The 23,533-nt window shown below is 64.4% G+C and carries 19 protein-coding genes; 12 read left to right on the top strand and 7 right to left on the bottom strand.

Annotated features, from left to right (window positions below; genetic code table 11):
* Window positions 1-26 precede the first annotated feature (26 nt).
* Window positions 27-2,129 (bottom strand): DUF262 domain-containing protein, encoded by a 2,103-nt coding sequence (locus AC3WLC_RS11370; RefSeq protein ID WP_493684032.1) that lies wholly within the window; start codon window positions 2,127-2,129, stop codon window positions 27-29.
* A 221-nt stretch (window positions 2,130-2,350) separates the two neighbouring features.
* On the opposite strand from AC3WLC_RS11370, the gene AC3WLC_RS11375 reads away from it, so the two are divergent.
* The 4 genes from AC3WLC_RS11375 to AC3WLC_RS11390 all read left to right on the top strand — a co-directional run bounded on the left by AC3WLC_RS11375 (window position 2,351) and on the right by AC3WLC_RS11390 (window position 6,288).
* On the top strand, window positions 2,351-4,369 hold the full coding sequence (locus AC3WLC_RS11375; protein WP_493684033.1) for a hypothetical protein: 2,019 nt from the start codon (window positions 2,351-2,353) through the stop codon (window positions 4,367-4,369).
* A 131-nt stretch (window positions 4,370-4,500) separates the two neighbouring features.
* The gene (locus AC3WLC_RS11380) at window positions 4,501-4,701 is read left to right on the top strand and encodes a hypothetical protein (RefSeq protein WP_493684034.1); all 201 of its coding nucleotides are present in this window, start codon (window positions 4,501-4,503) and stop codon (window positions 4,699-4,701) included.
* Window positions 4,702-4,704: 3 nt separating this feature from the next.
* The gene (locus AC3WLC_RS11385; protein ID WP_493684035.1) at window positions 4,705-5,139 is read left to right on the top strand and encodes a helix-turn-helix domain-containing protein; all 435 of its coding nucleotides are present in this window, start codon (window positions 4,705-4,707) and stop codon (window positions 5,137-5,139) included.
* A 45-nt stretch (window positions 5,140-5,184) separates the two neighbouring features.
* On the top strand, window positions 5,185-6,288 hold the full coding sequence (locus AC3WLC_RS11390; protein WP_493684036.1) for a site-specific integrase: 1,104 nt from the start codon (window positions 5,185-5,187) through the stop codon (window positions 6,286-6,288).
* A 30-nt stretch (window positions 6,289-6,318) separates the two neighbouring features.
* Here AC3WLC_RS11390 and AC3WLC_RS11395 read toward each other — a convergent pair whose 3' ends face one another.
* Complete coding sequence (locus AC3WLC_RS11395) at window positions 6,319-6,648, bottom strand: hypothetical protein (RefSeq protein ID WP_493684037.1); 330 nt, start codon at window positions 6,646-6,648, stop codon at window positions 6,319-6,321.
* A gap of 119 nt (window positions 6,649-6,767) precedes the next feature.
* On the opposite strand from AC3WLC_RS11395, the gene AC3WLC_RS11400 reads away from it, so the two are divergent.
* Both AC3WLC_RS11400 and AC3WLC_RS11405 read left to right on the top strand, forming a co-directional pair.
* The gene (locus tag AC3WLC_RS11400; protein WP_493684038.1) at window positions 6,768-8,561 is read left to right on the top strand and encodes a site-specific DNA-methyltransferase; all 1,794 of its coding nucleotides are present in this window, start codon (window positions 6,768-6,770) and stop codon (window positions 8,559-8,561) included.
* A gap of 3 nt (window positions 8,562-8,564) precedes the next feature.
* Window positions 8,565-11,168, top strand: a complete 2,604-nt coding sequence (locus AC3WLC_RS11405) for a DEAD/DEAH box helicase (RefSeq protein WP_493684039.1) — start codon at window positions 8,565-8,567, stop codon at window positions 11,166-11,168.
* Between the two features lie 259 nt (window positions 11,169-11,427).
* On the opposite strand, the gene AC3WLC_RS11410 is transcribed toward AC3WLC_RS11405, so the two are convergent.
* A complete protein-coding gene (locus AC3WLC_RS11410; RefSeq protein ID WP_493684040.1) occupies window positions 11,428-12,069 on the bottom strand; it encodes an NrsF family protein in 642 nt (213 codons plus the stop codon).
* Between the two features lie 64 nt (window positions 12,070-12,133).
* Window positions 12,134-12,709 (bottom strand): sigma-70 family RNA polymerase sigma factor, encoded by a 576-nt coding sequence (locus AC3WLC_RS11415; protein WP_493684041.1) that lies wholly within the window; start codon window positions 12,707-12,709, stop codon window positions 12,134-12,136.
* A gap of 149 nt (window positions 12,710-12,858) precedes the next feature.
* On the opposite strand from AC3WLC_RS11415, the gene AC3WLC_RS11420 reads away from it, so the two are divergent.
* From AC3WLC_RS11420 to AC3WLC_RS11445, 6 genes are all read left to right on the top strand, one after another.
* On the top strand, window positions 12,859-13,749 hold the full coding sequence (locus AC3WLC_RS11420; protein ID WP_493684043.1) for a CE1 family esterase: 891 nt from the start codon (window positions 12,859-12,861) through the stop codon (window positions 13,747-13,749).
* Window positions 13,750-13,821: 72 nt separating this feature from the next.
* On the top strand, window positions 13,822-15,468 hold the full coding sequence (locus AC3WLC_RS11425) for a thiamine pyrophosphate-binding protein (RefSeq protein WP_493684044.1): 1,647 nt from the start codon (window positions 13,822-13,824) through the stop codon (window positions 15,466-15,468).
* Entirely contained in the window at window positions 15,468-16,661 is a 1,194-nt protein-coding gene (locus AC3WLC_RS11430; RefSeq protein ID WP_493684045.1) for an OpgC family protein, read from the top strand. The genes AC3WLC_RS11425 and AC3WLC_RS11430 overlap by 1 nt, the downstream gene beginning before the upstream one ends.
* A gap of 70 nt (window positions 16,662-16,731) precedes the next feature.
* A complete protein-coding gene (locus AC3WLC_RS11435; protein WP_493684046.1) occupies window positions 16,732-18,138 on the top strand; it encodes a tetratricopeptide repeat protein in 1,407 nt (468 codons plus the stop codon).
* A gap of 20 nt (window positions 18,139-18,158) precedes the next feature.
* Entirely contained in the window at window positions 18,159-18,644 is a 486-nt protein-coding gene (locus tag AC3WLC_RS11440) for a hypothetical protein (protein WP_493684047.1), read from the top strand.
* A gap of 17 nt (window positions 18,645-18,661) precedes the next feature.
* Window positions 18,662-19,144 carry a YHS domain-containing (seleno)protein gene (locus AC3WLC_RS11445; RefSeq protein WP_493684048.1) on the top strand — a complete coding sequence of 161 codons (483 nt, stop codon included), beginning with the start codon at window positions 18,662-18,664 and terminating at the stop codon, window positions 19,142-19,144.
* A gap of 51 nt (window positions 19,145-19,195) precedes the next feature.
* On the opposite strand, the gene AC3WLC_RS11450 is transcribed toward AC3WLC_RS11445, so the two are convergent.
* Genes AC3WLC_RS11450 through AC3WLC_RS11460 form a run of 3 tightly spaced genes read right to left on the bottom strand, consistent with a single transcriptional unit; the run spans window position 19,196 to window position 23,138 of the window.
* Entirely contained in the window at window positions 19,196-20,344 is a 1,149-nt protein-coding gene (locus tag AC3WLC_RS11450) for an iron-containing alcohol dehydrogenase (protein WP_493684049.1), read from the bottom strand.
* A 12-nt stretch (window positions 20,345-20,356) separates the two neighbouring features.
* Window positions 20,357-21,748, bottom strand: a complete 1,392-nt coding sequence (locus tag AC3WLC_RS11455; protein ID WP_493684050.1) for an aldehyde dehydrogenase family protein — start codon at window positions 21,746-21,748, stop codon at window positions 20,357-20,359.
* 16 nt (window positions 21,749-21,764) lie between these two features.
* Entirely contained in the window at window positions 21,765-23,138 is a 1,374-nt protein-coding gene (locus AC3WLC_RS11460; protein ID WP_493684051.1) for a glutamine synthetase family protein, read from the bottom strand.
* Between the last annotated feature and the right edge of the window lie 395 nt (window positions 23,139-23,533).

Consider the following 23,533-nt stretch of genomic DNA (forward strand, 5'->3'; position numbering starts at 1 on the left):
CTCAACAGCAGCGACAACCATCTGGTTCATTGATGGCCGGATGAACGCCATGCATCCGCTAGTAGCCAGCCGCCCATGTCATCCTGAAAGTACCAGTCATTCCAGCCGTTACGATGCGTCCGCGTGATAAATCGGGATGCTGCGGAAAGTGATGCGAAATGCCGGTCGACGCCCTCCACGACAAGTCCGCTATTCTCGATCCGTCCTTCATATCGGCGGCCGGCATAGGTGAATCGGCAAGCGGTTCCGTCCACCGGAAGGCCCCGTCCATCAGTGGGCCTTTCGTTTTCTCGATCGGCCTGCAGCGCAGGAGCCATCCAGATGCGGCTAGCAGTCTGAAAAAGAGATAGTCCGCGCGCAGCTATTGCTTCCTCGTCCCAGCTATCGAACTCGTTCAGATCACGGTTCAGCGCGAGGCTGGAGTGGGATCGCACCGCAGGCATCTTCACCGAGTAGGGGCCGTTCGACACCGTCGAATTCAGCGCGCCTGTGAGGAGCGTCAAGTTGCCAAGCTTATCGATGGCCGCATGGCGTTCCGCTCGCCGGGTCAGATAATCGATGTTGGTATCGTCATCATCGAAATGTTCGAAGCCCGGAATTGGCCAAGATTCATGCCAGCGTTGGGGCATGATGTGCTCGATCGACAGCGCAGATTTGATTTCTATGTCTTCATTCAGTGCCGAACGCTTGGCCATCTCGATCGCTTCAAAAAGGTATCGGAGTCGAGGCTGTCGAGCACCCTTATATTGATCGCGGTCGAGCCATGCATTTCGCCACTCCTCGTCCCTCGGCCACCTGTCGATGTCGGATACACGAGTGGTAAGATATGCCGTCATCTCATCGATCTTGTCGCCCTCGACCTGACGAAGACGATCGATTAGACCCACAAAGAGCCTGTTGTAGTTCTTGTTCGTCAGGCCGCAGATGTCGCGGCGGAGAATATAGCTTTCCAGAACCTCAAGGGCTCGGTCGATCTCGGAGGCCACGCTGGGCTCGTTGGCGAGGTAGATGACCAGTGGCATCACGGTCGACACGTCAAACGCGTCCGCGAAACGCCCGAAGTTGCCGATTGGATCGTTCGCGCCTTGATCGAATAGGCGCTTCTCAATAGTCGCGGTGGCCGAGATAGACTCAAGTTCCGTCGTAACGTTTAGAAACGGGCGATCAGTCAGAATCCATCGGCGATAGCTCTCAAAGAGCCCCTCGACCGACACTAGGCCGCCGATATGCATCGCAAGGTGGTCCGTGAGCATCCAGTCGAGGCGGGTGCGGGTCTGTCGACCCCGGGATGCGGGTTGGCTCCAGAACGCCCGATCGAGCGGAAGCCAGTGCTTCTCGTAGAGTTTGTCTACGACAAGGGAATGATCAGTTTGGCCGAGCCCCTTTGCCCGTTGGAAAATGAAGTTGCGCATCAAGTCGCCCGGAGTGAGGTCTACACCCCGACTGTTGAGCGTCTCGAAGATTGTTTGGGGATCGTCTCCGCTTTCCAGTTCGATCGATACAGCGGCCAACCCCTCCTTCAATGCCTCGAACAGGATTTCTAGGCGTTGCTCCTCGAATTCGCCGTGTTCGGTCACGTGCTGTTCGATGCGATCTTTGAAGTAAGCGTGAGCGGCGACGGATCGCCTGACCACACCGTCTTCGTCGTTCGGGCGCGACGCGATTGCGTCGAGGTCCGTCGCGGGGTCGACTATGGAGACGAACGATCGCCTGTCCGTGATCGACGGCCAGAGCTTAAACCGCTCGACGCTGGGGCTCTCCATTACGCCGTCGTTAAGGAGGTACTTCTCGACCTCGAATTTGTATTTGGAGCCATGAGACTTAGCGACGTCTCGAAGTGCCGCGAGAAGCAACTGGAACGTAGTCAGCCGCTGTTGTCCGTCGATAATTTCGAAGGCCTGAACCTGTTTCCCAAATGTCTTTATCTGGGCGATAACGATGGCACCCATGAAATGTGGAGTGAGGGTAGAGCGGTCCTCCATAAGCCGAGAGACCGCCCGCTCGATGTCCTCCCACAGCAAATCAAGCTGAGGGGTAGGCTTCCAAGCATACTGACGCTGATAAAGTGGGATCAGAAATCGCTTCTTACCATCAAATAGCTCGATGATCGACCGCGTATAAGGCTTCATGTTCCCCTCTCAGCATTGTCCCTGCAAACAGCTATTGGAAATGCATCGAGCTAGGCAAGCCCAGCAGGAGATTGCCGCGCGCTCTTTGCTTCGACTTCGGGCCTCACCGCATGCATCGGCAGTGTCCCGGTTGGCTTGAGAAATCGCATCCTCTTGGCTGCGGATTGGCAGGATGCAATGTAGGTTATTCTCCCGGCGGAAGGTGAAGCTAGGAGAGGTCTTTGACTCGCGGCGACACGGATGTCTTGGAAGCGCTGGGCAAGATCGCGGCGGCAATACCCCATCGCGGCGAGCTGTATGAGGAATGGCAAACGGACATCGCTTCTGATCGGGTCGGCACGCCGAATATCGGGGCGTCGGGAGCAATCAGGGATGCATTGCTGCACGCAGCATTGTTGGGCTTGCTTGAAGCAGATGCAGCCGAGGGGCTGGCCGCTACCCTGAATTGCGGGCCGCTTGCTAACCGGTCGGACATCTCAAAGTTCGACCCTCGCGATGACGCATACTGGTCTCTGCCGATGGCGATGGCCTGGATGATGTCACGTGACTGGAAAAAGACGGCGAGGCAGAAGGCAAATTTCAGGGCGGCTGACGAGCACTGGTATTGCCAACCGAACGTTGGGTTACCGAAGAACGGGCGGCTGAATGGATACGTTATCGGCAAAAGTTGGCAGTTGAGAAATTTGAGGCCTGCCACAATCGGCCGATTGCTGTTGGAGAATAACCTGGAAGTCGCGCAGTCGCTCCCGCCCGCCGGCGGAATGACGGCGCCAGAAGCTAAGCGCGCATTGTGGCGCGCGCTCCAAGAACGCCGCCTGATTGCATCGGGCCGTCAAAATGGCGCGCGCGAGCCAATCCCTGCCTATCGGTGGCAGGACCTTCTACCTTTTCAAGATCAACTCGATTCGCCGGAACACCTGCGGGAAGGTTCTCATGGGCCAAGATGGGACGACGTAACCGTCGCCCGAGATGATATCTTGCGGGAGTGGCCTGCACGACCGCAAGACGGTCCTAAGCGGGAAAGACGCATGCTAGGCGAGGAACATGGTCGGCTCGCTTCTTTGCCATTCGCGCCATGGCTGCCGCTTGAAGTTGTTCTGAGCTTCGTACAGGACGGATGGGCGCTGCATCCCTCGAATATGGCTTTGAGGGAATTCGTGGTGCCGAGTGCCGAAGATGGCCAGTGGCGACGCAAGGGGGCACTCCTAGCGCACCAGCCACCGGGCACGAGCAACTACGGCGATCCCGTCATCGATCGATTCAATATGGCGCTCACCCGCGCCGGTCTTGAAGAGCGGGTCAAATTTCGTGGCGTTCCCTGCGGCGGCGACGCGACGGACATACGGGACATTCCGTCGAGCTACTTCGTCGAGATGAGAGTTTTCGGACCCATCCCGGTCCATAATCCAACAATCGGCGGCATCGCGGCAGGAACGCGGCGCCAGCAACACTGGGAAAACGTCACCGTCGAACGGCTCGGTTTTCTCAGATGGTTGGCGAACGAGTATCCCGATATCGCGAGCCTGCACCGAGATTATGCGCCCGTAGCTATGCCTTGGGCCTCCGACATCGTGCGGAGGTTCATTTCTGATGCGACCGAGCGAATGACAGTCGCTCCCGGTCCAATGGCGATACCGGCCGCAGCGGCGTGGCTCGCGTGGGGCGGAGAAGAGCCGCCTACCGATTGCCTTGAAAAGGCTATGGTGGAGAGGCTGAAGACGACCGCCGCCAGCTTGCTAGACAGAATCGCGGTTGGTTCGCTCGGTGCTTTCGGCTCGAAAAAGGGAAGGGCGCCGGAGCTGCTGGAGGCGCGATGGTTTCGCGCCTTGCCAGTCATTTTTGATGCCGACGGCGGTTCCACGCCGCTGTCTTACATCCTCGGGGAACAGGGTGTGTGGTTCGACCTACCGCGCAGCGCTCTGGAGTTGGGTCGGTCGGAGCCCGGCTGGCCTCATGAAACGACGTTTGAGAACGTGACCGTTAATTCGACCGACATTGCGGCACTGCCGCCAAACAAGTCGGTCAAACGCTCCGCTGAGGTTGCCATTGACGACGGGCAGGGGACCACCGGTGAGCGAGCGGTGCGCCGGGCCGTTAAGTATCTCTGGCCGGACGGTGTCCCTATCGGAATGACGAACAAAACTCGGAATGAGAAGATCAACGATTGGGCGCGAACCCACAGTCTTGGCCGCACATTTTCGAACAAGACGATTGAGCGCGCATTGCGTAAGCCCGACTAGATCATCGTCAAAGCACGCCGTTTTCCGTCAAATGGCGTCATTCTTCGTCAAACGGTTCCGGCAATAGCTGGTCTGGTGCATCGCTCCGTTCATGTCCGCCGATGCTCATGCGGACACGAACGGAGCCCATCATGCAAGAAATTGACCGCCTGATCCCTGTCGCCGACGCTTTCGCCATGGCCGGCATGGGCCGCACCAAGGGCTATGCCGAGGTCACCGCCGGCCGGCTCATCGTCATCCGCAACGGCCGCCGCACCTTCGTCCGCGCCAGCGAGGTGCAGCGCTATATCAACTGTCTCGCGGCCGCTGCGACGTCGCCGAAAGGGCGCTGAGCAATGTCCCGTCGCGGCTTCGCGCTGCGCGGCGTCAGCAAGCACCGATCCTACACCATCGCCGAACTCGCGTTCGCGCTTCACAAGTGCCGGGGCACGGTGGAACGCTGGATCAAGGCCGGGTTGCCGGTCATGGCGGAGAAGAAGCCGCATCTGGTGCATGGCGCGGACGTGGCCGCCTTCCAAGCGGCACGCAAAGCACCGAAGCAGAAGTGCCGGCTGTCCGAATGCTACTGCTTCACATGTCGGCAGCCGCGCGAGCCGGCCGGCGGAATGGCGGACCTGCATGTAGGCCCCGGCTCCACCGGCAACCTGCACGCCCTGTGCTGCGAATGCCTGGGGCCGATGCACAAGCGCGTGTCGCTTGCGAGACTCGGCGAACTTCGCGCCGTTCTGGACGTGGCGATCAGGCAGGCTCCCGCACGCATAGGTGAGTGAAGCGTGCCCTGTCTGAATGTCGCATTCCCGGCGAAAGGAACACCGATGCGAAAGCGCAACCCGAAAAACGAGCGCACCAAGCGCGACTACCTGATCTATCTCGCCGAAGCGCAGGGCCGGTCGCGGGCGACGCAGGATCAGGCGATGGCCGCCATCGCCGCCTTCGAAGCGTTGATCGGGCACAAGGACTTCGCCCTGTTCCATATCGAGCAGGCGCGGGCCTTCAAGCGCCAGCTTTCCGAGCTGCGAAACCCCGAGACCAAGGCGCCGCTGGCGACGGCGACGATCCATGCCCGGTTGATGGCCGTAAAGGCGTTCTTTCACTGGCTTGTCGGCAGGCAGGGCTACCGCCGCCTGAGTTATGGCGATGTCGAGTATTTCAATCCCTCGACCAAGGACGCCCGGATCGCGACGGCCAAGCGCGAGCGGCAGGCACCGAGTATCGCCATGGTTCTGCGCGTCGTGGGCGAGATGCCGGCCGACACCGATATCCAAAAGCGCGATCGGGCGCTGATCGCCTTCGCCATGGTGAGCGGCGCACGCGACAACGCCATCGCCAGCTTCCGGCTGAAGCATGTCGACCTCACGGCGCGGACGGTCGCGCATGAGCCGCGCGACGGCGTGCGGACCAAGTTCAGCAAGACCTATACGACCTGGTTCTTCCCGGTCGGCGGCGATCTCGAAGCGATCGTTGCCGACTGGATGGCTCATTTGCAGGCAGCGCTACTGTTCGGGCCGGACGATCCGCTGTTCCCGGCGACCGAGATAGGGATCGGGGCGGATGGCGGCTTCTGCCCAGCCGGCCTGTGCCGTCAGGGCTGGGCATCAGCTGAGCCGATCCGGCGCATCTTCCGCCAAGCCTTCGCTGCCGCCGGCTTGCCCTATTACAACCCGCATTCGTTCCGGAAGACACTGGCAGCCTACCAGCATGAAGTCTGCACCACCCTGGAGCAGCACAAGGCCTGGAGCCAGAATCTCGGTCACGAGAAACTCGACACGACCTTCACCCATTACGGTGAGGTGCCCGGCCGTCGTCAGGCCGAAATCTTCGCCGGGCTGCGCGCTGGCGGGACTCGCAACACTGGCGGAATGTCGGACGATCAGATCGTGAAGGCGGCGGCAGAGATTTGGCAGCGCCGCGCTTCGTGAACGTCGGCGCTGATGGGAGTGCCGCATCCTTCAGGCCGACTTGGCCGGCACTGCGACGGTGCGATCGGCCGTGCCGATCGTGATGCGCGCGCCGTCGAATGTCAGAATCAGTGGGGCGTCGGGAAGGAAATCCCATGGCCGGCGGCGCAGCTCGGATGCGCGAATCTTGACCAGGCTTGGCCAGTTGCCGGTGGCTGCTAGAGGAAACTCGCCATTGCGGGTAACGAAAAGCAGGCTGCGGCCTTCGCTTTCCAGCGTAACGAGTTGGTGTGGATAGGCTTTGAAATGCGTTGCGCCAAAGGCGATGGCGTTGAGCCAGTCCTTCCGTGCCACCGTCAGCCGATGAGGTTTCGCCGCCATTCCCGCCTATTCCCGCCGCCTAATCTGCGAGGCGGCACCGAGGCGGTCAACCGGCGCTTGTGCCGGAGCTTCCGTTCAATGCTATGTCTGGTCGGGGCTGATTTGCGGAGTGCCGGGGCGTGACCGAACTGTCGTTCAAGGGCAAGGAATTCGTCTACAACCATCATCTCGCCGTGCCCTTCCGGCCGCTTGTTCCGCATCCGGAAAAAGGCATCGGGCCGGTCGCGCTCGACGGCAACCTGATCATCCATGGCGACAATCTGCACGGGCTGAAGGCGCTGCTGCCGCTCTACGCCGGCAAGGTCGACTGCATCTTCATCGACCCGCCCTACAACACCGGCAATGAAGGCTGGAGCTATAATGACAACGTCAATTCGCCGTTGATCAAGGAATGGTTGGCGGCTAACCCGATCGGCATTGAGGATGGGCTACGTCACGATAAGTGGTGCGCAATGCTATGGCCGAGATTGCGGCTATTGCACGATCTTCTTGCGGATGATGGAAGTATATGGGTAACAATTGATGATAATGAATCGCATAGATTGAAATTAATGCTGGACGAGATATTTGGAGATGAAAATTTTATAGCCAATTTTGTCTGGCAATCTAAAGACACTCCCGGAAACAATAGTTCTGGTGTTGCTCAGACTCATAACCATATTATCGCATTCAGGAAAAGCAAGGATTTCTTACCGGAATTACTAGAAAGAAATGAAGATCAGATAGCAAATTACACGAACCCTGATAAAGATCGGCGGGGAGATTGGCTAGCCGCTCCGTTAACGCGCGCGGAACACAGGGATCGCGATTACTATTCGATTCAAAACAAGGCTGGCCGGAAAGTATTTCCCCCTAAGGGAAGTAGTTGGCGGCGCCCGCCAAATAAGATGCAGTGGCTGGAAAAGGACAACCGCATCTGGTGGGGTCAGAACGGCGACGCGGACTTTCCGATGGAAAAGAAATTTCTGAAGGAAGCAAAGCCGGGTGTCGTTAATCAGACGTGGTGGCCATATACGTTTGCGGGCAGTACGAGAAACGCAGGAGCTGAATTAAAGGAAATCTTCGATGGCGAGAAGCCGTTTGAAACCCCAAAACCTCGACATCTGCTAGATAGGATCTTGGAGCTTGCAAGCCCTCCGCATGGCATAATTCTTGACTCATTTGCGGGATCAGGAACGACAGCGCACGCCGTTCTGGCCGCGAATGAAAGGGATGGTGGAACCCGGCGCTTTATCTTAGTTGAGATGGAGGGTCATGCAGATACTGTCACTGCCGAACGCGTCCGCCGCGTCATCAACGGTTATGCTTTCAAGGGAACGCAGAAAACCGAACTGCTGCGCGAAAGCCTGAGTTGGCGCACGATCGAAAAAGCCGATGCGCTGGTCCACAAGGTGCAGGCCATCGAAAACCTGCATGGCCATGAATACGATCGGATCAAGAAGGACATCAGAGACGGCGAGCTGGTCGTCACCGGCGAGAAAGCCATTGCCGAGCGAACGGAAGGGCTCGGTGGCAGCTTCACCTACTGCATTCTGGGACCGCCGGTGGAACTGGACAAAATCCTTTCCGGCGAAACGCTGCCTTCGTTCGAAGGTCTGGGGTCGGCGCTCTTCCACATGGCTACCAACCGTGCCTTCGATCCGGCCGGGATGGCGGAGGCGGAGGGCTATCTCGGCGCCGCCAACGGTCAGCATCTCTGGCTGATCTACAAGCCTGATCTCGATTGGCTGAAATCGCCCGAGGCGGCGCTGACGCTGTCGCGTGCCAAGGGGTTCGCGGCGAAGGACCCGCAGGCGAAGCATCTCGTCTTCGCCCCGGCGCGTTTCGTCAGCCAGAAGGTGCTGGCCGAGAACGGCGTGCCGGTCGAATTCGTGCCGCTGCCCTTCGCACTCTACCGCATCGAGCGGAGCTGACTGGTGCTGCGCCAGCTCGACTATCAAGACCGGGTGCTTACCACGGTCGACGCCTATTTGGATGCCTTGAAGGCAGAAAAGGCGAATGCCGACGCCATCGCGAAACTGGCTGCCGAAAGGCCCCAACTGAAGCTGCCGGTGCCGGATTTCCCGGCTGAGACATGGGAGGTGTTGCGGAAGGCTGGCAAGCTGCCGGTATCGCGCTTCCTCATTCCCTATTCGCCGCGCTCCGACGGTATCGGTCGCGCTGTGCCCAACGCCGTCTTGAAGGTGCCGACTGGGGGCGGCAAAACGCTGCTGGCCGTGCAGGCAGTGTCGCGTGTCTTCGGGCGCTATCTCCACCGCAACACCGGCTTCGTGCTGTGGATCGTGCCCAATGAGGCGATCTATGCGCAGACACTGAAGCATCTCGCCGACCGGCAGCACCCTTATCGGCAGATGCTGGATCGCGCGGCGGCAAACCGCGTCCGGATCATGGAAAAGGGCGACCGGCTCGACGCGCGGGACGTCGAGGAGCAGCTCTGCGTCATGCTCCTGATGCTGCAATCGGCCAACCGCGAAACCAACGACACGCTGCGCATCTTCAGGGACAGGGGCGACGTGCACGGCTTCGCGCCGCCGGAGGCCGAGCAGGACAGGCACAAGGCACTGATTGCTGCCATGCCCAACCTCGACGCCTATGACGATTTCTTTCCGATGGTGAAGGACTCGCTCGGCAACGCCCTGCGCATCATCCGGCCTGTCGTCGTCATGGACGAAGGTCATCGCGCCACGTCCGAACTCGCCTTCAAAACCCTCTACGGGTTCAATCCCTGCTTCGTGCTGGAGCTGACGGCGACGCCGAAGGACATTGAAGCCAAGGGCGGCAAGAATCCGGCGCCGGCGCGCTTTCAGAATGTGCTGGTCGAAGTGACGGGCAAGGAGCTGGATCGGGAGGGCATGATCAAGATGCCGCTCAACTTGGACCCGCGCCAGGGCGATGACTGGAAGGCGACGCTCAACGCGGCTGTCCTGAAGCTCGCCGAACTCGATAAGCATGCGGCGACGCTGCGGGCGGAGACGAACCGGTATATCCGGCCGATTGCGCTCATTCAGGTTGAGCGCACCGGCAAGGAGCAGCGCGGCGCGGGCTTCATCCATGCCGAAGATGTGCGCGACTGGCTGAAGACGGCTGGTTTCGACGATGCGGAAATCGCGGTGAAGACGGCTGAGACCAACGATCTCAACCAGCCGGAAAACCTAGACCTGCTTTCGCCGACGAACCGCGTGCGGGCGATCATCACCAAATCGGCGCTTCAGGAAGGCTGGGATTGCCCGTTCGCGTATGTGTTGTGCGCGTTGGCCGCGCAAAGCAATATCTCCGCCTTGACGCAGCTGGTCGGCCGCATCCTGCGTCAGCCGGGGGCGCTGAAGACCGGCATTCCGGCGCTCGACGAGTGCCATGTCATCACGCATCACGCCAAGACCGGCGATGCCGTCGGCGCGATCAAGAAGGGGCTGGAGAACGACGGCCTCGGCGATCTCGTCGTGAAGCTCGCCGCGTCCGATGCCGGCGCGCCACCCAATGTTTCCCGCCCGATAGAGCGGCGGGCGGCCTTCAAGAGCACCGAAATCTATCTGCCCAAGGTGCTGCTGGTCGAGGGCGATGGGCCGCGCGACCTTGACTATGAGGGCGACATTCTCTCCGCAATCGACTGGCGCGGCTTCGATCCGACGGCGATCGTCGATGCCGTGCCCGAGAACGTGCAGGAGGCGGAGGCGCAGTTGCAGCGCATTTCGCTAGCGGATGCCGAGGAAGAGCCGATCGCAGCCGAAGCGGTTGCGCCAAACGCGGAAGCCTTGCGGTTCGATCCCACCTACGCCGTGCGCATGATCAGCGACATCGTCCAAAATCCCTTCGTGGGCCGTGACATAGTGGGCCGGGCTTTGGAGCGGCTGACGGCGAGAGGCTTCAGTGCCGCAAAGGTCGGGCGGGCCGCGAGCGTCATCATCCAAGAGCTGCGGCGTGGCCTTGAAGCGGAGCGCGACAAGCGCGCTGAGGCGCTGTTCCGCGACGGCGTCAAGGACGGGCGCGTCCAATTCCGCCTGCGTCTCGACGGCCGCAATTGGCGCATGCCGTTCACAGTTGAGACGACGCAGCCTGACACCGCGCCGCCCTTGCTCGACAATCACTACAAGCCGGTGGAACGGAGCCTCTTCGCGCCAGTATATCGCGGCGATTTCAACGGCGATGAGCGCAACGTCGCGGTGCATCTCGACGGCGAAAAGGCGTTGACCTGGTGGCACCGGAATGTCGCGCGCCAGCAATATTCGATCCAAGGCTGGAAGCGGCATCGGATCTATCCGGACTTCATTTTCGCCGTGCAGCGCGGCGACGGCGCCGCCCATATCACCGTGCTGGAGACGAAGGGCGACCAACTCGACAATCTCGACACCGCTTACAAGCGCAGTGTGCTGGCGCTCATGTCCGACAGCTTCGCCTGGGATACGTCCGTTCCGGCGGGCGAACTTGCATTGTTGAAGGACACAGGCGAAACGGTCGAGTGCGAACTGATCCTGATGAGCGATGTGCCGACGAAGCTGCCGCCCTATCTAGCTGCGACCTAGCGTCGCGATCGGGCAAGGTAGCGCATCGCCAATGTTTTCGCTGACTGCCGCGAACAGTCGTGTGAATTGTTGGCCTTATTGTTGGCCTTCGCCAAAATCAGATGAAAGATAGTACAACGATATCAATCAACTGAGTGAATTATTCGACTCCCTCTTGCGCACCATTTGCCCAACTCTCCGAGCAGAATCCGCGCCCTCGTCGAAGGGCGGCCCACGTCGTCGATCCGGCCGAGCGACCTCTCGTGGCCGACCGCTTCCTCTACCAGCGCAAAAGCCGCGGGAAGATCAGCGCGCCGATTCCGGTGACCGCCGCGATCGCGATCGTGTACCAGGTCGCCAGGAACGGCACCGTGTCATCCGGGCAATGCAGGCTGTAGGCAAGGGTCGCAAGCCCGGCCGAGGCGAGGCCGGCGCAGGCTCCCGTCAGCCTGCCGTCGACCGGTGCGCCGCGACGCGCCAATCCGAAGAGGACGACAAGCGGAACCAGCGCGTAGAGCGGCACCGCGACGAGGCAGGCGCGCCAGTAGCGGCCGAAGATCAGCGCGCTCCAATCCGCGACAGGCGCTTGGAAGAGTGCGGCTAGCGCCCAGAGAGCGATGAGTGCGACCGGGAGAGCAACCAGCGGCAGCTTTCTGCCTGGCTTCAGCCCCGGGCGCAGGCTGCGCTGGAACAGCACGAGCGCGATGCCGGCGACGCTGGCGCCGAGCAGCGCCTTGGCGATCACGGGGGGCGTCGACCAGGCGCCAGCAAGATCCGGGCGAGCACCCAGGACGATCAGGACGAGCAGGGCGGTGAGCGCCAGCGCCGCCAGCGCGCAGAGCCAGGTGGCCCGGCGCAGCCAGCCAGTATCCACCGGGCGGTGGCCCGCGGTCATCACCGCGATCAGCTCATTGGTCTGCATGGTTCTCTGGTCCATTCGGCAGGGAATTCGCTCGGGATCGTCGAAAGGTTACGCGCTGCCTCGGTCATCCCGGCCGCTCCCCGCGCCGGGAGAGGAACTTGGCCATGGCCTGCAATCCGCGATGGATCGCGACCTTGGCGGCGTTTTCGGTCATGCCAGCCGCCTGCGCAGCCTCGGCGACGCTCGTTCCCTGAAGCTTGACCCTGTCGATCAGGGCGCGCGTGCGCTCCGGCAGGGCGGCCATGGCGCGCTCCAGATCGAGCCTCGCCTCTGAGGCCGCACCCTCGGTCGGTGCGGCGAGCTGATAGGCCTCGTCCTCCAGCGGCAGATTGGCGACATGGCGGCCGGAGCGGCGCAGATGATCGACGAGCTTGTAGCGCGCGATCGCATGCGCCCAGGCGGTCACCGGGCTCGCTGCGTCATAGGTGTGGCGCGACAGATGCAGCGCCAGCAGGGTTTCCTGCAGCACATCCTCGGCCTCGCTCGCCTCGCTTCGGCCGGCGCGCGCCAGCATCTGCTTGAGATAGCCCCGCAGCCGCACGCTGATCGTGTCGAGGAACAGGCGATAGGCTGCGGCATCGCCGGCAAGGGCCGCGAGGAAGATCGGTCGGAGCCGGGTTTCAAGCTCTTGCAGCGACACGCCTTGCGCTTCTCGCACGGGGAATAATCTGCGTGTCCGTCGCATGGCAGGGGCGGGCTCACAAGCCTGCGAGGGGATGGTGAAGCGCTTGCACTCGTCCGTTACGCTCGCGCGAGGGTGCACGAGCCCTTGCTCTCCGGGAGACGCAGATGGCCAGAAGGCGATGGCTCGCAGGCGCGCTGGCCGGCTTGATCACTGTCGCATCGGCCGGCGCCCAAGAGCCCATCCGGCCGCAATCCGGAGATGCCTGTCCCAGTGATGCGGGCTGCATCGTGGCGAGCGGAAGCTATCGCATCGTCCTGCCGCCGCAGGCAGTCAAGGGACGGCCGTTCGGGGCGATCATGTATTTCCACGGCTATCAGGGCTCGGCTGAGGAGGTGATCGCCGATCCAGCCCTGCTTGCGGTCGCCCGGCGCCTCGGCGTCGCGCTGATCGCGCCCGATGGCGCCGGGCACAGCTGGTCCTATCCCGGCTCACCGGCGCGCCATCGCGACGAGTTCGCCTTCATCGGGCAGGTGCTGGACGATGTCGCGGCGCGTTTTCCCGTCGATCATCGCCGCATCTTGGCGAGCGGCTTCTCGCAGGGCGGCTCGATGGTCTGGTATCTCGCCTGCCGGATGCCGGCGCGGTTCGCCGCCTTCGCGCCGATCGCCGGCGCCTTCTGGGAGCCCTTGCCGGAGCGCTGCGACGGTCCGCGCCCGCCGTTGATCCATGTCCATGGCACGAGCGATACGACGGTGCCGCTCGCCGGCCGCACGTTGCGCTCCGGAGCGCGGCAGGGCGATGTCTTCAGGAGCTTCGCGATCCTCGCGCCGGGCGGCTGCACGGCGCCCTGGGCCGAAACCGCCCGCAGCCCTTCCGGAGTACAGGATCTCACCTGTCGCGTCGCCTCCGGCTGCGGCGGCGAGGCGAGGCTGGAGCTTTGCCTGCATGCCGGCGGCCACGGGGCCGATCCGGCCTGGGTCGAGCGCGCCTGGCGGCTGATGATGCCGGCAGGCGAACCTCTCTCCACAGCACATCGCCCGCTCACGTCTCCGTGATCCTGTAACCAAACCGGCCTCCCGCACGATCTCTCTCGCATGGCTGCCGCGGCGGCGAAGCGGAGAGAGACGATGCGCCATGAACGGATAGCGGCGGAGCCGGCGGGCTCCGGCCTCGGGCAACCCGTCACGGGCGCCGATCTCCTGGCCGCGCAACTGGCCGCTGCCGGCGCCACCCACGCTTTCGGCATCCCCGGCGGCGAAGTACTGGCGTTGGTTGACGCGCTCGGGCGCGCCGGCATCCGTTTCGAGCTCGCCCGGCACGAGAACGCCGCCGGCTTCATGGCCGAAGGGCTCTGGCATGCGACCGGCGCGCTGCCCGTGCTGGTCGCGACGCTCGGCCCGGGCGTCGCCAATGCGGTCAACGTTGTCGCCAATGCGCAGCAGGACCGGGTGCCGCTGATCTTCGTCACCGGCTGTGTCGATCAGGCTTTGGCCGAGAGCTATACGCATCAGGTCTTCGACCATCAGGCGGTGCTGCGCCCGCTGGTCAAGGCGAGCTTCCGTATCGCCCCCGGTACCGAGGACCTCGTGGTGGCCAAGGCCGTCGCCATCGCCCGGCGCGGTCGGCCGGGGCCGGTCCATATCGACCTGCCGATCTCCGTCGCCGAAGCCCTCACGGCCCGGCGCTCCGCGCCCGCGATAGTGTTCGCCGCGCCCTCTGTCCCCGCCGACCTACGGCCGGCGCAGGCGCTGCTCGCCGCAGCCCAGAGACCGCTGGTCATCGCCGGGCTCGACCTCGTCAACGAGGGGGGCGGGGCCGCGCTCGATCGCTTCCTGGCCACGACCGGTGCACCGCTGCTCACCAGCTACAAGGCGAAGGGGCTGGTGCTGGAAGGCGATCCGCGCGTGATCGGTGCCATCGGCCTCTCGCCCAGGGCCGACGCGATCGTACGGCCACTGATCGAGGCGGCCGACCTGATCGTGCTCGCCGGCTACGATCCGATCGAGATGCGCCAGGGCTGGCGCAGTCCCTGGCCGGCCGGCAAGCCGGTCATCGACATCGTCGCCGAACCGGTTCCGCACGGCATGCATGCGTCCAGCCTGCTGCTCGAAGGCGATGTCGGCACGATCCTCGCACGGCTGGCGGACGGGCTTCCAGCGAAGGCGACCTGGCCGGAAGGCGAGCCGGCCGCGATCCGACGGGCCTTCCGCACCGCCTTCGCCGCCCCCGCCGAATGGGGGCCGCATGCCGTCTTCGAAACCCTGCGCAAGATCGCTCCGGCCGGCACAGTCGCCACCGCCGATTCCGGCGCGCACCGCATCCTCCTCAGCCAGATCTGGAGCTGCGACGGGCCGCGCACCCTGCTGCAATCGAGCGGGCTCTGCACCATGGGCTGCGCCCTGCCGCTGGCGACGGGTGCCGCCCTCGGCTCCGGTCGCCCGACCCTCTGCTTCGTCGGCGATGCCGGGCTGGAGATGGTGCTCGGCGAGCTGGCGACCCTGCGCGACCTGCGCCTGCCGGTGATCATCGTCGTGCTCGCCGACAAGGCGCTCGGGCTGATCGCGCTGAAGCAGCGCCAGCTCGGCCTGGCGCGTTCCGGCGTCGATATCGGCGAGACCGATTTCGCCGGCATCGCTCGCGCGATGGGCGGACACGGCGTGACGATCGATGATCGCGAGACCCTCGCGCATGAGGCTGAGGCGGCCTTCAGGCGCGATGGCTTTACGCTGCTGGCCTGCCGCATCGATGCTTCCAGCTATGAGGGAGCCTTCTGATGGCAGCGCTCCCTGCCGCGACGGCGAAGCGGCCGCGCGACGAGCGGCTCGATCTTTTCCGCGGGCTGACCATGCTGATCATCTTCGTCGCGCATCTGCCCGCGAACAGCTGGAACGCCTGGATCCCGGCGCGCTTCGGCTTCTCCTCGGGCGCCGAGCTCTTCGTCTTCTGCTCGGGCCTCGCCAGCGCGCTCGCCTTTGGCGGAGTCTTCACAAGGCGCGGTCTCTGGCTGGGGACGGCGCGCATCGCCTACCGGATCTGGCAGGTCTACTGGGCGCAGATCGGCCTCGTCCTCGCGCTGATCGCACTCGCCGCGCTGCTGGACCGGAGCTTCGGCCTCACCGTCCTCGCGCAACAATTCGCGCCGCTGCTGGCCGATCCGGAGCGCGCGCTGCTCGGTCTCGCCACGCTGACCTGGCAGCCGGATTATCTCGACATCCTGCCGATGTATCTCGTCATCCTGGCGCTGGTGCCGGTGATGATGCTGGCGCGGCGCCTGCACGTCGCATTGCCATTCCTGATCGCGGTCGGGCTCTACGCCGCAGTCTGGGGGCGGGGGCTCAACCTGCCTGGCAACCCCTGGAACGATGCCGGCTGGTTCCTCAATCCCTTCGCCTGGCAGCTGATCTTCTTCATCGGCTTCTTCATCGGCATGAGCTGGCTGCCGGTGCCGCGGCTCGGCGACCGGCGCCTGATGCTCGCAGCCGGGCTCTTCATCCTCGTTTCGGTGCCCCTGTCATTCTGGGGCATCCTCGAGCACTGGCCGCTGGCGCAGGCCACCCGCGACCTGATCATCCCCGTCAGCGAGAAGACCGATCTGCATATCCTGCGGGTGCTGCATTTCCTGGCGCTCGCCTATCTCGTTCTGAGCCTGATCGAGCCCTGGCGCGACCGGCTCGACCGCGGCGCTGGCCATCTCCTCATCCTGATCGGCCGGCAATCGCTCGCGGCCTTCCTCGCCAGCGTCGTGCTGGCGCGGCTGCTGGGCACCGTCGCCGACATGGCCGGGCGCAGCGAGGCGGCGGTGGCGCTGCTCAACCTTATCGGCTTCGCGCTGATCCTCGCCACCGCACTCGTGGTCGGCTGGTTCAAGAGCGCGCCCTGGTCTGGTCCGAGACCGAAGCCCGCCGTCGAGCGACAGGATGAACCGGCCGCGGCCGCGCTGACAACACGGGTCCGTGAAGCGAGTTGAACGCCGTTTGATCGACCCGTTGCGAACTCCCTGAAGAGCGCCTCCTCGCGGCGCGGCAATGGAGCAGCCTATGTCCTACGCCTTCCATCACGATCTTTCCGGCGACTGCATCACCGTCGCGAACGATGCCGCCCGGCTCGCCTGGAACGATACGCTCGAAGCGCTGCTCGCCCATGCCGCCGCCACGCCCGATCATCTCGCCCGCACGCTTGCCGCCGATCCCGACTTCGCCCTGGCGCATGCCGCCAAGGGGCTGATGCTGCTCTCGCTGGCGCGCAGCGAATTGCTCGGTCCGGCCCGAGATTGCCTCGCCAGGGCCCACGCGGCGGCGCGCCTGCGGCAGGTCACGCGGCGCGAGGCGATGGTCGTCGAGGCACTGGCGCTTTGGCTCGACGCCGCCCCGCGCCGGGCAGCGGAGCGGCTGGAAGCGATCCTCCTCGCCCATCCCTTCGACGTGCTGGCGCTCAAGCTCTCGCACGGCATCCGCTTCATGCTCGGCGACCAGGTCGAGATGCTGTCGACCTTGCGCCGCGTCGCACCCGGCTTCGGCGAGAGCCATCCGCTCGCCGGCTATGTCCATGGCTGCCATGCCTTCGCGCTGGAGGAGCGCGGCTTCTATGTCGAGGCCGAGCGGGCCGGACGCCGCGCCGTCGCGTTGAGCCCGCGCGACGCCTGGGGCCGTCATGCCGTCGCCCATGTGCTGGAGATGACCGGCCGCGCCGACGAAGGCATCGTCTGGCTCGGCGATGGCCGCGACATCGCCCACGCCAACAATCTACGCTTCCACATCTTCTGGCATCTTGCGCTGTTCCGGCTGGAACGCGGCGAGACCGGCGAGGTGCTGCGGCTCTATGACAAGGAGATCAGGGCCGAATCGACTGACGATTACCGCGATATCGCCAATGGCGCCTCGCTGCTGGCGCGGCTCGAATTCGCCGGCGTCGATGTCGGCCAGCGCTGGGAGGAACTCGCCGCCAGGGCGGAAGGCCGCGTCCATGATGGCTGCCTCGTCTTCGCCGACCTGCATTATGCCCTGTCGCTGCTCGGCGCCGGTCATGCCGCGGAGGCCGATGCGATTGCCCGCGACCTGATCGCGGATGCGAAGGCCCATCCCAGCGGCGAGCGGCGCGATGCGGCCCGCAACGGCGCGCTGGCCGCGTTCGGGCTGATTGCTTTCCGCGAAGGCGACTATGGCGAGGCGGCCCGCCTGCTCGGCGCTGCCCGCGACGGTCTGCTCGCCGTCGGCGGCAGCCATGCCCAGCGCGACCTGTTCGAACAGGCCTATGCCGAGAGCCTGATCCGGTCCGGCGAGCACGATCGCGCCGCAATCGTCCTGCTCGAGCGCCTGGCACGGCGCAAGGGACACAACCGCTTCGCCAGCCGCCGGCTCGAAACGCTCGGGCGGCTCGGAAAGACCGCGAGCGGCCTCGTCGCTGCGCTCGCCGTCGCCTCGACCCCGCTCGCCATCGCTCACTGATCCCACGGAAAGGATACGCCATGACCACCGCGACCATGACCCGGGGCTTCGCGCTGCCCTCCACCCGCACCGTGATCAATCTCGCCATCGGCGGCTTCGCCGGCCTCGGCTTCTGGGAATTGTTCTCGGCCGTGCCGACCGCCTGGTTCGCCGAGTATCCTTTGGAGCCGCCGGAGCTGGTGAAGTCGCTGTTCGCGCATCAGTTCGGCCTGACGCTGTCGACGCCGACCGCCAAGCTGCTGCACTTCGTCACCGGCTTCCTGTTCTATCCGCTCGGCTATTGGCTGCTGACCCGTTGGGTGAAGAGCTTCGGCATGCCGGCCGATGGCTGGCTCTGGGGCGTGATCACCTATTTCATCGCGCTCGCCTTCTTCGCCCCGCTTGCCGGCCAGCACTTCCTGCTGAACGACGTGCCGCGCCTGTCCGTGATGAGCCTCGTCGGCCACGCGATCTATGGCTGGCTCGCGGCCTATGTCTTCGAGGCGCTCGAAGCGCGCCGGACCTGAGCACGGGAGGCGATATCATGTTGAACAGACGCGCATTCATCCATCTCGCAACTGTGGCGTTCGCTACTGCGGGTATCGCCAGGGCGAAGGCGCAAGCGGACACGCCCCAGCTGGTCAACACGCTCGGTTCCTCTGATGGCGTCGCGATCCGCGGCTATGACCCCGTCGCCTATTTTCGCGATGGCGGCCCGCGGCTCGGCAAGCCGGAATTCTCGGTCCGCCACGGCGGCGCTGTCTGGCGCTTCGCCAGCGCCGAGCACAAGGCGCTGTTCGAGGCCGATCCGGAGCGCTACCTGCCGGCCTTTGGCGGCTTCTGCGCCTACGGCACCTCGCGCGGCTATCTCGTCAAGATCGAGCCGGAGGCCTGGTCGATCGTCGACGGCAGGCTCTATCTCAACTACGACCTCGGCGTGCGCGAGACCTGGGCGCGCCGGACCAAGACCTATATCGCCCGGGCCGACGGCAACTGGCCGAGGCTCACGGCGAAGGACATCCGCTGAGGATGGACCGGGCGCGCGGGGGCGACCCCATGCGCGCCCTCCTGCTGGGGATCAGCCGGTCGCCTCTCTGAACAAGGCGTCGGCGGCCGTTTCGGTCAGAGGCACGGGATTGCCGCCGGCGGTCGGGTCGACGATCGCCATCTTCGCCAGCCTGCCATAATCGATCCCGGTGACGCCGAAGGCCTTGAGTGTCTCGGGCACACCGAGCTCGCGACGCAGGCCGATGATCCAGTCGTAGAAGGCCTCGAAGCTCGGCTCCAGCCCGATATAGGCGGCGAGCCGCGCGATCTTCTCCTCGATCGCCGGGCGATTGAAGGTAAGGACATAGGGCATGAACACGGCGTTGGTCATGCCGTGATGGGTGTGGTGCACCGAGCCGATCGGATGCGACAAAGCGTGGATGGCGCCGAGCCCCTTCTGGAAGGCGGTCGCGCCCATGGCGGCGGCGGCCATCATCTGGGCTCGGGCCTCGATGTCGGTGCCGTCAGTGACCGCGCGCGGCAGGAAGACCTTGCAGAGCCGGATGCCCTCGACCGCGATGCCGTCGGCGAGCGGGTGGAAGCCGGGCGCGCAATAGGCCTCTAAGCAATGCGCCAGCGCATCCATGCCGGCGCCGACCGTGACCTTGGCCGGCAGGCCCACCGTCAGCTCGGGATCGCAGATCACGATCTGCGGCATCATCTTCGGGTGGAAGATCACCTTCTTGGTCTGGGTCGTCTCGTCGGTGATCACGCCGGCGCGGCCGACCTCGGAGCCGGTGCCGGCCGTGGTCGGGACGGCGATGATCGGGGCGATGCCGCTTGGGTCGGCGCGCGTCCACCAGTCGCCGATATCCTCGAAATCCCACATCGGCCGGCTCTGCCCGGCCATGAAGGCGACGACCTTGCCGCAATCGAGCGCCGAGCCGCCACCAAAGGCGATGACGCCGTCGCTGCCGCTTACCCGCAGGACCTTCAAGCCATCCTCGACATTGGCCGCCACCGGGTTGGCCTGGACGCGGTCGAACAGCGTGACCTTGAGCCCGTCGGCGCCGAGCTGCGCGATGGCGTCCTTGATCATCGGCAGGCCGGACAGGCCGGAATCGGTGACGAGCAGCGGGCGTTCGATGCCGGCGGCGCGGCAGGCCTGGGCGAGCTCGACGATGCGTCCCGGCCCGAAGCGGACGGCGGTCGGGTAGTTCCAGTTGGCCTTCAGCGTCACGGGTCGCCTCTTTCAGAACGCAGTGCGGAGATGGAAGGACTTCGGCCGGGTCAGCGTCTCGTAGCCGATCGGGGAGAGCGTCGCTCCGCGGCCGGTGTCCTTGACGCCGGTCCAGGCCAGAGCCGGGTCGAGATAGTCGCAGCGATTCATGAAGACCGTGCCGGTCTCGATCTCCGCGCCGAGGCGCGCGGCGGCGTCCGGGTCTTCAGTCCAGAGCGAGGCGGTCAGCCCATAGGGGCTGTCGTTCATCAGCGCGAGCGCCTCCGCATCGTCCGCGACCGGCATGATGCCGACGGTCGGTGCGAAGCTCTCTTCGCGCATCAGCCCCATCTGGTGATTCACGTCGACCACGACCTGCGGCGCCATATAGGGCGTGCCATCGCGGTCGCGCGGGAACAGGCCGGGATCGACCAGCGCCCTGGCGCCGGCGCGCACGGCTTCCGCGACCTGACCGCGGGCGAAGGCGGCGGCCTCCGCCTTCACCATTGGCCCCAAAGTCGTGGCTTCATCCAGCGGATCGCCGAGCATATAGCTCTTGGTCGACTCCACGAAGCCGTCGACGAACTTCGGGTAGAGGTCGCGATGGACATAGATGCGCTCGATGCCACAGCAGGACTGGCCGGAGTTGAAGAAGGCGCCGTCGACCAGGTTCTCGACCGCCTGAGCGAGGTCGGCATCGGCCCGGACATAGGCCGGATCCTTGCCGCCGAGCTCGAGCCCGAGGCCGATGAAGGTGCCGTTCGCCGCCGCCTCCATCGCCTTGCCCCCATTGACCGAGCCGGTGAAGTTGACCTGGTCGACGCCCCGACCGGCGATGATCCGGCCGGTCTGCGCATGGCTGAGCGCGAGGTTCTGGAACAGCCCGGCCGGAAGCCCGGCGGCATTGGCAGCCTTCTGGAAGCGCTCGCCGACCAGAAGGGTCTGCGCGGCGTGCTTGAGGATGACGGCATTGCCCGCCATCAGCGCCGGCACGACGGTGTTGACCGCGGTGAGGTAAGGGTAGTTCCAGGGGGCGACGACCAGGACCACGCCGAGCGGCTCGCGCGCGATCCAGCGCTGGAACTTGTCTTTGGGCTCCGGCTGCAACGGAGCGAGCGCGCTCTCGGCGATCCCGATCATATGGCGGGCGCGCTCCTCGAAGCCGCGCAATTCGCCGGCGCCGTAGCGGATCGGCCGGCCCATCTGCCAGGCGAGCTCGGGGACGATCTCGTCCTTCATCGCCAGCATCGCATCGACGAAGGCGGAGCAGAACGCGGCGCGGCGGGCGATATCAAGCCGGCGCCAGTCGCGTTGGGCGTCGCGGGCGGCACTCAGCGCCGCGGCGATCGCTGCATCGCTGGCGACGGGTCTCTCGGCATAGATGCGCCCGTCCACGGGCGACACGCAGCGCAATACGTCAGTCATTGTCGGGCTATCCGTCTCAGTAGCGTTCGAAGCCGCGCTTCAGTTCCCAGTCGGTGATGCGGCGGTCGTATTCGAGCTGCTCCCAGCGGGCGGTGTGGACGTAATGGTCGACCACCGCATCGCCCAAGGCAGCCCGCAGCATCGCCGAGCCATCAAGGGTTTCAGTTGCCTCGCGCAGCGTGTTGGGGATCTGGCGCAGTTCCGCTCCGCCATAGGCGTCGCCGACGAAGGCCGGCTCCAGCTCCAGCTTCTGTTCGATGCCGGAGAGGCCGGCGGCGATGAGCGCCGCGAAGGCAAGGTACGGATTGAGGTCGGAACCGCCGATCCGGCACTCGATGCGGATAGCCTTGCTGCCGGCGCCGCAGAGGCGGAATCCTGCAGTGCGGTTGTCGTCGCTCCAGACGGCGCGCGTCGGCGCGAAGGTGCCGACCTGCTGGAAGCGCTTGTAGGAGTTGATGTAGGGCGCGAGGAAATAGGTGATCTCGCGGGCATGGGCTAGCTGGCCGGCCACATAATGGCGCATCAGCTCCGACATGCCGCGCTCGCCATTGGGGTCGGCGAAGAGCGACTTAACGCCCTTCGCATCCCAGAGCGAGGCGTGGACATGGCTGGAAGAGCCAGCGAGGTCGTAGCGCCATTTCGACATGAAGGTGACGGCCTTGCCCTGGGCGTGGGCGATCTCCTTGATGCCGTTCTTGATCAGCACATGCCGGTCGGCCATGTCGAGCGCGTCGGCATAGCGGACATTGATCTCGGCCTGGCCCGGCCCCCATTCGCCCTTCGAGTTCTCGACCGGGATGCCGCTCTCGTGCAGCCCATTGCGGATCGCCCGCATCACCGGCTCTTCCTTGGTGGTCTGGAAGATGTGGTAGTCCTCGATGTAGTAGCCGGCCGTCTTCGGATCGCGATAGCCCTTGGCGTGGATCGCCTCATAGCTCTCGTCGAACAGATAGAATTCGAGCTCGGTGGCGAAATAGGCCGTCATGCCCAGCGCCTGCAGGCGCGCCAGCTGCTTCTTCAGCAGGCCGCGCGGCGCATGCGGCACGTCGTCATGGCTGTGATGGTCGAGCACGTCGGCGATGACCAGCGCCGTACCGGGCAACCAGGCGATGCGCCTGAGCGTCGCCATGTCCGGCTTCAGGACGAAGTCGCCGTAGCCTTTCGACCAGTTGGCGGCCGCGTAGCCGGGGACCGGCTCCATGTCGATGTCGTTTGCCAGCAAATAATTGCAGGCATGTGTCTCGTCATGCGCGGTCGCGACGAAATGCTCGGCGTGGAAGCGCTTGCCGATCAACTGCCCGGCCATGTCGACCATGGCGACGATCACGGTGTCGATCTCCCCGGCTGCCACCGCAGCCTTCAGGGCCTCGAAGGAAAACGCAGCAGGCATCGGCATCCCTGAAGGCTGGAGCGGCGGAGGCGCAATCGTCGAACGCACAAGAGAAGCCCAGTTGGGCCTGTCCTTGCAACTGTCCTGCAGGGTGTTGGCAGCGGTGCGGAATAGATTTTTGGCCGGCTATCGGATTCCGACGATGCGGAATGGACGCACGGCCGCCTTCGGCCGCTGCGAAGCGGAGCGGCGGAAGCCATCATGGGGCTTCGGCCCTCTACGATTGGTGCTGGAAGTGCGCGGCCAAGGCCGCTTGCCCGGAATGACAAGGGAGGGTGATCAAAAAAGTGCACCGGCCGGCGCAGGAGATTGCCGGCACCCGAACCATCTGCGTCCAAGTAGGTGGCGTGACGATTCGCCGGGCTTGCAATAGCGGCGTGGTGCGTGAGCCGGGC

This window comes from Allobosea sp. GW821-FHT03A12, assembly GCF_058986765.1.